A 10,744-nucleotide genomic window follows, 5' to 3' on the forward strand; every position below is an offset into this window, starting at 1 on the left:
TGCTTAAAATACAAAGAGGCGGTCTATTTTAATCTGCCTCTTTGTTTACATGCAGCGAGTATGAGATGTTATTTTTCGGCTTTAACACCACCGGTCAAGGCGATACGCATCGCTTCTTCCGCACCAATGTTTAACGGGGTGATCTGACTGCGTTTAACATACAAGGTGTAACCACCAATCTGATAACTCAGTGGTACGTAAACGCCTACTTTGTCTTCGTCATTAAATAACTGTTGACCGGTTTTTTCACCAGTCACAAAACCTATTAAATGCATATTGGGTTGAATTTCTATGGATACCACCGCCTTACTGTTCTCTTTGTCTTTGATAGAGAAGACGGTCATGATGTCGTTAATTGCGCCATAGATTGATTTAACTAAGGGGATTTTTTCTATTTGACGATTAAAAAAACCAACCAATCCATTAATGAAATACAAATTCATCAATAAGCCCGCGACTAAAATAATGCCGCAGGCAAGTAAAATACCTAAACCGGGAAAATATAAATGCTGAGGAACAAAGGGCTGTAATAGACCTTCGGTGCCTTCCATAAACCAATAAACAAAATACAAGGTAAGGGTTAAAGGCAATACAGCAACAAGTCCTTTAAATGAAAGGGTAAGTAGTTTGTTCATGTTGTACTCTGGATAAACTTTGCTGGATTGATATCACTTAACTTCGGGTGGCGTTTCGGCTTTAAGACTTTGTGCGTATTTCACCCGAATTTTGTTTGCCCCTAAGTAACTGTCGTTTAGTTGTTTAATCGCCGCTTTTGCTTCGCCTGGTTTAGGTAACTCAACAAAACCAAAACCTTTCGATAAACCATTGGTTTTTTCACGTACTATGCTGCACGATTGCACTTTACCAAAGGCAGAAAAAGCCGCGTGAAGCTCGTCTTCAGTGGTTTCGCGATCTAAGTTTCTTACGAGTATTTTCATTCTTTCTCTCTTTTTATCAGTAGGTTGACACATCCGGCGATAGTTTAACAGTTTACATGCAAGTGTAAGAGCTGAATTTTTAACTATCTAGCGAAGTTGAATACGTATGTAGAGCGCTGTCAGAATGCTGCTGCTGCAGGTATTATTTGTAATTATTTTGTTAACGTTACAAGGCTGTTGTCAGTCACTTGTGTTTTGTTAGGATAATCTATCTATGTTACCCAGTAATTTGAAGCGTCACGCTCGTTATTTTAGTTTTATCGCCTTAACCCTTGGAGTTAGCTTGGCTTGCACCCCCGTTAATCAAGACTCGAGTCCTGAAGAAAATAAAGCCAGTGACTTAGCGCGTTTTTTGCCGGCTGAACCACAGGGGAAACCCGTCGTTTATCAAGTGTTTACTCGTTTATTTGGCAACAAAAATCAAACTAATACGCCCTGGGGAAGTATTGCAGAAAACGGCGTTGGGAAGTTTAGTGACTTCACTGACACCGCTCTGCAAGGCATTAAGCAGCTCGGCGTCACTCATATCTGGTATACAGGTGTACCTCATCATGATGTTATCACCGATTATGTGGCCTACGGGATTAGCAATGATGATCCAGATGTTGTCAAAGGACGGGCAGGCTCACCTTATGCGGTAAAAGATTATTATAACGTTAATCCCGATTTGGCTGATGATCCGGCGCAGCGCCTTGCTGAATTCGAAGCGCTAATCAAACGCACTCATAACAATGGTATGCAGGTTATTATTGATATTGTGCCTAATCACGTAGCGCGCAATTATCAGTCCTTAAGCAAACCTCAAGGTGTTAAGGACTTTGGTCAAGACGATGACACGAGCGTGACGTATCGGCGCGACAATAATTTCTATTACGTAGTGGGAGAGGATTTTAAAGTGCCACAGCCCCTTGATGGCTATCAACCCTTAGGTGGTCAACCTCACCCCTTGAGTGATGGTAAGTTTGACGAGTCACCGGCCAAATGGACGGGGAATGGGTCGCGGCTTGCCCAGCCGCATTTTCATGATTGGTATGAAACGGTCAAAGTAAATTACGGAGTTAAACCCGATGGCTCGTACGATTTTCCCCGTTTACCAGAGCAATATTTAAAACTGGGAATTGCCGACCATCAGGCGTTTTGGGCCGACAAAGACGTACCCGATTCGTGGCGCAAGTTTCGAGATATTACTCACTATTGGCTTCAAAAAGGCGTAGATGGATTTCGCTATGATATGGCTGAAATGGTGCCCGTCGAATTTTGGAGTTATTTAAATTCTTCGATTAAGACACGCAACCCACAGGCATTTCTGTTGGCTGAGGTATATAACCCCAGTCAGTACCATAATTATATTCAATTAGGAAAAATGGATTATCTGTACGATAAAGTCGATTTTTACGACACCTTGAAAGCGGTAATGCAACAGAGGCAATCAGCACAAAAATTGCACCAAGTACAAACCGGCATTGCTGACATCGAGCCGCATATGCTGCACTTTCTAGAAAACCATGATGAGCAGCGGATCCCAAGCGATGACTTTGCCGGCTTAGTGGGCGGCGCACAAATGGGTAAACCCGCCTTGGTCGCATCTGCTTTAATTAGTCGTTCACCGACCTTGATATATTTTGGTCAAGAAGTAGGAGAGGATGGCAGTGAAGACATGGGCTTTGGTAAGCCAAGCCGCACCACAATTTTTGATTACGCGGGTGTGCCAGCCCATCAGCGTTGGATGAATAACGGTCAGTTTGATGGTGGGCAATTAAGTCTCGAAGAGCGCGCATTACGAGATTACTACATCAAAGTACTGAATATTTCTGCCTATCATCCCGCCATGTTAGGTCAATATCTGGCCCTACCCATGCAAGCCAGTTTTGTTTATGCAACACAAAAAGACCAAGCAGGCAGATTGCAACGTTTGAGTTACGAAGATGCCGCTAGGGTTTTTGCTTTTGTTCGCTACACACCTAGCAGTAGCCTTTTGGTCATCAGTCATTTCTCTGAGCAAAATAGTGTGAATATTAGATTGCCTTTGGATACGAAAATAATTGAAAATGCGCGCCTTGGCTCCGGTCAGCATGTGGTGGTTGATTTACTGACTGCTGAACAATACTCACTTAATGTTGACGGCCAAAAAACGGTGTTTAATGCGACTCTCGCTCCTATGCAATCTTTGGTGATCCAATTAAAATGATGCGTTTTTTATCCTCAATCTGCTTCTCAGCGCTTTTACTCGCTTGCACTGAGTCTTCGACTACTGTGTCAATGCCATCAACTGCGGCGGCAAATGTGCAAGAGTTACCCTTTGAGTTTGTAGTGGATGGCTTAGACAGACAGCGCAAAGTGCGTCTGTATTTACCGACAGATTATCAGACATCTGAACAATCCTATCCGGTTATTTATATGCTGGATGGTCAAAACCTCTTTGATGATGCAACCGCCTACGCTGGAGAGTGGGGCGTAGATGAAACACTGAATCAAATGGCAACGACTGAGGGGCTAAAATTTATTGTGGTGGGCATCGATAACGGTGGCGACAAACGCATGAATGAATATTCGCCTTGGGTAAATAAACGCTTTGGGGCTGCGCAAGGCGCACTGTTTACTACCTTTATCGTTGATGTAGTAAAACCCTTCATTGATAACAATTACCGTACATTAGATGACGTTGAACATACTGCCATTATAGGCAGCTCGATGGGCGGTTTACTGGCACACTATGCACTGCATGCCCATCCACAGATTTTTGGCAAAGCAGGCATTTTTTCCCCCTCATATTGGTACTCAGCAGACGTTTTTACGTATTCCAAAGATCACAAGGCCTCACTCGATGCAAAAATTTATGTTATGTACGGTGATAAAGAAGGTGATGGCATGATAGTTGATACAACCTATATGCAGCAGCAATTAAGAGAGCAAGGGCACCCAAGGCAAAATATGCTGTTTAAACGCGTGCTCGGTGGTGAGCACAACGAGGCTTTGTGGCGCAGCCAATTTGCTGATGCGGTGAGATGGTTATTTAGCTCATAAGGCTAAGCAAGCCTTACTGGCTCTTCTATCCGCCTCGACTTTTCAGTGGATTAACATTTTATAATATTTGCTAAAATTTGCAGTAATAAGGACATCTTTATGACATTTAGCGCGCCGAAGACTGTTGGTATGGGGATACAAGCGACTGCATCGCTTTGTCATAAATACAACAAAGCTAAGCCTCGTTTTTTTCGGTTTAATCTGAATCTGTTATTTACCGTAGTTAGCTTGTGTTGTTGTCTGCCCGTCGGTTTTGCTGCCAACTACCAAAGTCACGGGGTCAACGGTAACACCTTAGTGATCAGTACTGACGAAGGGCATGTGCAATTGCGCGCTTATGGCGATTCCGCCTTTGAAGTGTTGTACAAAGTAGCAGGTGAGCAGCAAATACCGTCTTTCGCCATCAGTGAAAAAGCCCAGACTTCAACACTAGACATTGCAAATAACACAGACTTTTTATCGGTTAACGCAGGCAATATTAGCGCCGTCGTATCTAAGTCACCTTTGCAAATTTCTTTTTATCAAAATGGCAAGTTATTGGTGGCTGAGGAAACGGGCTTTTTTAAACATGCCACCACCCGTGGATTTCGTTTTACTTTGCAGGCAGATGAAAAACTCATCGGTGGTGGCCAGCGGATTGTCGGAATGGATAGGCGAGGACAGCGCTTTCCTTTATACAACCGCGCTCACTATGGGTACACCACAGAATCACAACAAATGTATTTTGGTTTGTCAGCGGTCATGTCCAGCGAACACTACACCTTAATCTTTGACAATTCTGCCAGTGGCTTCATGGATTTAGGGCAGACCCAAAGTGATATTATGCAGTTTGAAGCAGTCGCCGGGCGCAGCGCTTATCTCGTTGTTGCTGGCGATAACTACCCTAAACTCATTGAAAATACTATCAAGTTAACCGGTAAGCAGCCGCTCCCACCGCGCTGGGCAATGGGCAATTTTGCTTCGCGCTTTGGGTATCGTAGTGAGCAAGAAACTCGCGATACGGTGCAAACCTTTATCGATGAAGGTTTTCCCCTTGATGCCGTAGTACTTGACCTGTATTGGTTTGGTAAAGATGTAAAAGGCATGATGGGCAATTTAGCTTGGGATAAAACAGCCTTTCCAACACCCGAAAAAATGATTGCTGATTTTGCTGATTTGGGCGTAAAAACGATTCTAATAACAGAACCCTTTATCTTATCCACCTCATCCCGGTGGCAAGAGGCACTTGATAATAATGTGCTGGCTCTTGGTTTGGATAATCAAGCGAAACAATTCGATTTCTTTTTTGGCAATACGGGCCTCATTGATGTGTTTTCTGAGCCAGCCAGTCAATGGTTTAATGGCATTTATACCGAGCTGTACGAACAAGGTGTGGCCGGCTGGTGGGGCGATTTGGGCGAACCTGAGGTGCATCCAAGCGATACCCTGCATCAGTTTAAGGGAATGACGCTTACTGCTGATGAAATTCACAATGCTTATGGGCATATGTGGGCAAAACGTGTATTTGAAAATCAGCTAGCTATCGCACCCAAAGAACGGCCTTTTATTATGATGCGCAGTGGTTTTATGGGCTCACAACGATATGGCATGATCCCCTGGACGGGCGACGTCAGTCGCTCATGGGATGGTCTCAAGCCTCAGGTCGAATTGTCTTTACAAATGGGCTTACTTGGTTTGGCGTACACCCATTCTGATCTCGGTGGATTTGCCGGGGGAGAAGAATTTGATCAGGAATTGTACATTCGTTGGTTGCAGTATGGTGTCTTTCAGCCGGTCTTTCGTCCACATGGCCAAGAAGAAATTGCACCTGAGCCTATTTTTCATGATAAACAAACTAAAGATATTTTGCGTGAACACATCAAACTTCGTTACGCGATGTTGCCGTATAACTATTCTTTGGTATATGAAAATAGCCTGACAGGCATGCCATTAATGCGCCCGGTGTTTTTTGAGGATGAAAGCAATCCGGTTTTAATGGATATTAAAGACAGCTATATGTGGGGGAAGGCGTTGTTGGTTAAGCCGATCACCTCACCTGATCTCGATGAAGTTCAGGTAACCCTTCCTAAGGGGCGTTGGTTTGATTTTTGGACCGATGAGGATTACGAGGGAAATCAAACGATCAGCCTAAAAACCGAGTTAGATCGCATACCGGTTATGGTCAGAGCTGGAAGCTTTCTACCCATGGTACTGCCGGTACAAACAATCGATGAATACAACACCAAGCAATTAGATTTACATTACTACTCTGATGCCACCGTCGAGCGCTCAAAAGCGACCATGTACGACGATGATGGTAAAAATCCAAATGCAATCAGTTTAGGTGAGTACGAAACCCTTAGTTTCAGCGCATTACAACAAGATAAACAATTGCAAATTAGTCTTAATCGACAGGGCAAATATAAAGGTATGCCGCGAAAACGTGAGATGCGCTTGGTGATCCATAACTGGCTTAAAGCGCCCTTGCAAGCCCAGAAAGTGATAAAGACTTTACTACCTAACATTGGAGAAGCTGAGCCAAATACTAGCGCAGAATCACCTGCGCCAGTTTCATCCAGTACAGAGCCTTCAGTCAAACCAGCGCCTTTAGTAACGGTTGCTAGCGAGAAAGGCAAAACCGCTCCTATCTTATCATCACTGCCATTAGTGACTGATATAGAGACCTTGGATAAAAGTAAAGCTGCCATGTATTGGGAAGAGACGACCAGCACCTTGTATTTAAAGTTTAGTTGGCAGCACGATATTCAAGTGAGCGTGAAACAGTCAGATGATGACGAACTTGTGACAACACCTTAGCAACAAAAAAGCCCACTGTGTGGGCTTTTTGATAATGTAATGAAGATGAAACTTAAGCAGAAAGTTTGCTTAGACCTTGCATCAAGGTAGCTTTGATTTGTTGCCCTTGCTCTGTGTCTAAGTATGCTTTTGCTGCATTAACATATTGCATAATCATTTCAGGCTTCAAACCTAGGGCTTCAAATTGTTTTTTAACTTCATTAACGGCCTTAAGCGAATCACTGTAGTTAGCGGCTTTATCCATCAAACCACCTAAACCACCTTCGCTTGCCATATTACTGATATCAGGCACTGCGCCTAATAGGCCACCTAAGCCGGGCAACGAATCAGTTAAACTGCCGAATTGTTCACTGGATAAATTGCCTTTGGCATAGTTAAAAATAGACGCAAGTCCACCAGTGGCCTGAGAGTCGCTGACTCCAAGGGTACTGCTGACAGAAGCGATCATGTCGCTGACATTGGGCATCGCTGGTTTTTCTGCTTCAGCTTGTGTCTTGACTTCCATGCCTAACATACTTTTTAACGAGTCCAACCAACCTTCAGCGTGGCTTTGTGGGGTAAAAGCCAGTGCGGCGACTATTAAACCTAGGTGTTGTAATTTCATCGGTTTCTCCTGAGTGATGAATTAAAAACTAATTCGCATCGTAACATGCATAAGTGTCACGCATTATCATTGATTTTGTGGGGCGAAAGCCAATGATAAATGATAAAAATCAATGGCATCCTGGTTTTGCATCGGGTGATTGCGCTTAACTGTTGGGATTTACACTATAACGACTTTATCACCTAGCGTGATTCTGCCATCAGCAATGACCTTGCAGCAAACACCCCCTCGCCAATCAGGCAGCAATGCTTTGGTTAAACCGAGTACTTGGGCATCCATTTTGGGGCAGGGATCAGTTTCGCCCGTTACCAGCAAAATTAACTGACCAATTTTAACTTGTTTGCCAACGAAGCTAGCATCAAAGGATACGCCTGACACCAGTAAGTTGGCACGGCGAAGCGTCCAAGGTAAGACTTTATCGAGTTCATTCCCTACTACTTGCCATTGCTCGGCACTGAGTAGGGTGACTTGGCGTTTTCCGGGTTTACCGCGAGCATCACCATCAACCCCTGCAACGCGAGTCACCATTGTTGCGTTTTTAACTTGCATTGGTGCTTTGGTTTTAGGGCGAAAAGCAATCCCCTTCAAAACAAGGTTGTTGGCCATTTAGTGACTCACTGTAGGGGGTAACTGTGTTTGGGCTTGCACGTGTTTGAGTCGTAAACTCAGCAAGACGGCGGCGGTACTCAGTCCACAGATAAAACCAATCCAAAACCCAGCCCCCGCCATTTTAGGTACAATCCAATCGGTTAGGCCTAATATACAGCCTATGGTCATGCCCACTATCCAATAAGAAACAAAGCTTAAGTAAAACATCCAAGCGGTGTCTTTGTAACCTCGCAAAGCGGTACCCGAAATAACCTGTATAGCATCTGAAAACTGAAACATCGCTGCCAGTAATAACAAACTTGAAGCCAAGAGAATCACTTCTTCATCAATGCTATAGAGCCGCGCAATCATTTCGCGGGCAAATACTGTAAATGTGGCGGTAAAAACGGCTATGCTAATGCCCACTAAAAAGGCACAGCGAGTAGCAATTTTAGCTTGGTCAGGGCGGTTTTCACCTAATAAATAACCAATACGAATACTGGTTGCCATACCCAAACTCAGTGGGATCATAAACATCAGAGCCGAAAAATTCAGGGCGATTTGATGAGAGGCCACCACCGTTGCACCAAAAGGTGCAAGTAATATGGCTACCACTGCAAACAAGGTGACCTCGAATAAAATGGTCATGGCAATCGGAAGGCCTAGTTTTATGCATTCACTGATCAAGCTTAAATCAGGCCGGTAGAATCTTTGGTACAAGTTAAACTGACTCAGCTTTTTTGAGTATTTGGTATAAATTAGTGTCGCGATAAACATCGCCACAAATACCAGTGCAGTTGCAATACCACAACCCGCACCACCCAATTCAGGCAAACCAAATTTACCGTAAATCAATACATAATTAGCCGGAATATTTACCAGCAAGCCAATCACCATAATGACCATGCTCGGTTTAGTAATCGATAAACCTTCGCTGAAGTTTCTTAGAACCTGATACAAGGCAAAGGCCGGCATACTAAATAAAATATATTGAATGTAGTCGATGGTAATAGTGCGAAGCTCAGACTCCATGTTGATGACATTCAACAGTGGTTCAAAAACAAAGCTAAATGCAACTGCCAGCAGGGCAAATACCATCGATAACCACGCCATTTGCTGCGTATAATTGGCGACCTTATCGGTTTGTTTAGCGCCGTTAAAGCGTGAAATAATCGGTGGCAAAGCGAGCGTAATACCCTGAATAAAGACAATAACAGGCAAAGTGAAACCAAAACCGATAGCCACTGCAGCCATATCGGTGGCGGAGTAACGACCCGCCATAATGGTATCTGATACGCCCATTAAGGTTTGGGTAATTTGGGCAATCAGTAAAGGCCAAGCTAAGTGTAATATTGTTTTAAGTTCTTTTTTAAAGGCCACTGTTTTCTTCTTTTAAATAAGGTTGTTTGTAGGGGTAGTACCGAATCAATGTAAAAAGGCAAAAGGTAAAATCTTCACTAATTCGCCCTGTTCGATGTCACCTTGAGCTTGTGCCAATAATAAATAACAATTGGCTTTACTAATTGAACTCATTACCCCTGAGCTTTGATTTTTTTGCGCCTCGACCCACAGTTGTCCCTGTTCGTCTCGCTCATAAAAGGCGCGTTGGAAATCCGCTCTACCGGGGCGTTTTGTGACTTTTTTTGCTACTTTCGCCACTAAATATGCTTGTTTATCAAGGTTGATTCTTTGCCCTGATAGGGTTTTAAGCAAAGGCAAGACAAGTTGCTCAAAGGTGACAAATGACGAAACGGGATTACCAGGAAGACCACAAAAATAGGCTTTGTTCAACTGGCCGAAGGCAAAAGGTTTACCAGGTTTGATGGCCACCTTCCAAAAGTTGATTTGCCCCAGTTCAGCAAGTATTTCTTTCACGAAATCGGCTTCACCCACTGATACGCCACCGCAAGAAATAATGACATCACACTCTTTATCTGCCTGTACAAACATCCTACGTAAAACCGTTTTATCATCCGCTACAATGCCATAATTGAGTACCTTCATTTTCATGCTTTGAAGTTGAGCGGCTAGGGCGTAGCTATTACTTTCGTATATGGCGCCAGTTTTTAAGGGCTGGCCAGGTGGCGTCAGCTCGTCACCAGTAGCCATAATCCCCACGGTCAAGGGGCGAATCACTTTTACATCTGCTTGGCCAATAGAGGCAATAAGAGCCAGTTCAGCCGGTCCAAGACACATACCTTTGGCCAACACTCGCTCCCCTAGGCGAATATCGTTTCCTGCCGGGCGGATATTGTGTCCAGATTGCGGCACATGCGTAACGCTAACCATATCGTTGTTAATTTGGGTGTTCTCTTGCATTACCACTGCATCTGCGCCTTGCGGTATGACCGCCCCGGTCATTATACGCACGCATTCACCTTGTTCTATTTGACCGGTGAAGGGTTGTCCGGCCAGGGCAGTACCGATAAGTTGTAGGGTGCTTGTATGCTTAAGATCGGATGCGCGCAGGGCATAACCATCCATGGCAGAATTATCTGCTGGAGGCACATTCATGTTCGATATAAGGTCAGTCGCTAACACACGTTGATGGGCTAAGGCTAAACTCACCACCTCTGATTCACTCACTGCTGTTACTTGCGATAAGATATTTTGTACGGCACTTTTCAGTGGCATTAAACCTGGTGCATCACAATGTTCTAATGTGCTCACAGCTTCTCCTGGCAACAAAATCTGAGCTTCAAAAATTAGCTGCGTACTATGGCAAAAAATGCCGTTTAACGATAGGGAAGATTGGTTGAATTCGGTATTTTATTGCCAGAGATGGGACACAAGG

9 protein-coding genes are annotated in these 10,744 nt (G+C 44.1%); 3 read left to right on the plus strand and 6 right to left on the minus strand.

Annotation, left to right across the window (positions count from 1 at the left end; genetic code table 11):
* Positions 1 to 68: 68 nt before the first annotated feature.
* Both NWQ57_RS12905 and NWQ57_RS12910 read right to left on the minus strand, forming a co-directional pair.
* Positions 69 to 635 (minus strand): DUF502 domain-containing protein, encoded by a 567-nt coding sequence (locus tag NWQ57_RS12905; RefSeq protein WP_306022562.1) that lies wholly within the window; start codon positions 633 to 635, stop codon positions 69 to 71.
* A gap of 33 nt (positions 636 to 668) precedes the next feature.
* Positions 669 to 938, minus strand: a complete 270-nt coding sequence (locus NWQ57_RS12910; protein ID WP_306022563.1) for an RNA-binding protein — start codon at positions 936 to 938, stop codon at positions 669 to 671.
* 214 nt (positions 939 to 1,152) lie between these two features.
* Here NWQ57_RS12910 and NWQ57_RS12915 point away from each other — a divergent pair, with 214 nt between their 5' ends.
* From NWQ57_RS12915 to NWQ57_RS12925, 3 genes are all read left to right on the plus strand, one after another.
* A complete protein-coding gene (locus NWQ57_RS12915; protein WP_306022564.1) occupies positions 1,153 to 3,126 on the plus strand; it encodes an alpha-amylase family protein in 1,974 nt (657 codons plus the stop codon).
* Positions 3,123 to 3,962, plus strand: coding sequence for an alpha/beta hydrolase (locus NWQ57_RS12920; RefSeq protein ID WP_306022565.1), 840 nt, complete (start codon positions 3,123 to 3,125; stop codon positions 3,960 to 3,962). The genes NWQ57_RS12915 and NWQ57_RS12920 overlap by 4 nt, the downstream gene beginning before the upstream one ends.
* Before the next feature lie 99 nt (positions 3,963 to 4,061).
* A complete protein-coding gene (locus NWQ57_RS12925; RefSeq protein WP_306022566.1) occupies positions 4,062 to 6,758 on the plus strand; it encodes a TIM-barrel domain-containing protein in 2,697 nt (898 codons plus the stop codon).
* A gap of 52 nt (positions 6,759 to 6,810) precedes the next feature.
* Here NWQ57_RS12925 and NWQ57_RS12930 read toward each other — a convergent pair whose 3' ends face one another.
* The 4 genes from NWQ57_RS12930 to glp all read right to left on the minus strand — a co-directional run bounded on the left by NWQ57_RS12930 (position 6,811) and on the right by glp (position 10,620).
* Positions 6,811 to 7,362 carry a DUF2780 domain-containing protein gene (locus NWQ57_RS12930; RefSeq protein WP_306022567.1) on the minus strand — a complete coding sequence of 184 codons (552 nt, stop codon included), beginning with the start codon at positions 7,360 to 7,362 and terminating at the stop codon, positions 6,811 to 6,813.
* Positions 7,363 to 7,521: 159 nt separating this feature from the next.
* Positions 7,522 to 7,968, minus strand: a complete 447-nt coding sequence (locus NWQ57_RS12935) for an MOSC domain-containing protein (RefSeq protein ID WP_306022568.1) — start codon at positions 7,966 to 7,968, stop codon at positions 7,522 to 7,524.
* Positions 7,969 to 9,330: an MATE family efflux transporter gene (locus NWQ57_RS12940; RefSeq protein ID WP_306022569.1), complete on the minus strand. Its 1,362-nt coding sequence runs from the start codon at positions 9,328 to 9,330 to the stop codon at positions 7,969 to 7,971.
* A 45-nt stretch (positions 9,331 to 9,375) separates the two neighbouring features.
* Positions 9,376 to 10,620 (minus strand): gephyrin-like molybdotransferase Glp, encoded by a 1,245-nt coding sequence (gene glp / locus NWQ57_RS12945; protein WP_306022570.1) that lies wholly within the window; start codon positions 10,618 to 10,620, stop codon positions 9,376 to 9,378.
* Between the last annotated feature and the right edge of the window lie 124 nt (positions 10,621 to 10,744).

Origin of the sequence: Paraglaciecola sp. (assembly GCF_030730205.1) — a bacterium.
Classification (GTDB): Bacteria; Pseudomonadota; Gammaproteobacteria; order Enterobacterales; family Alteromonadaceae; genus Paraglaciecola.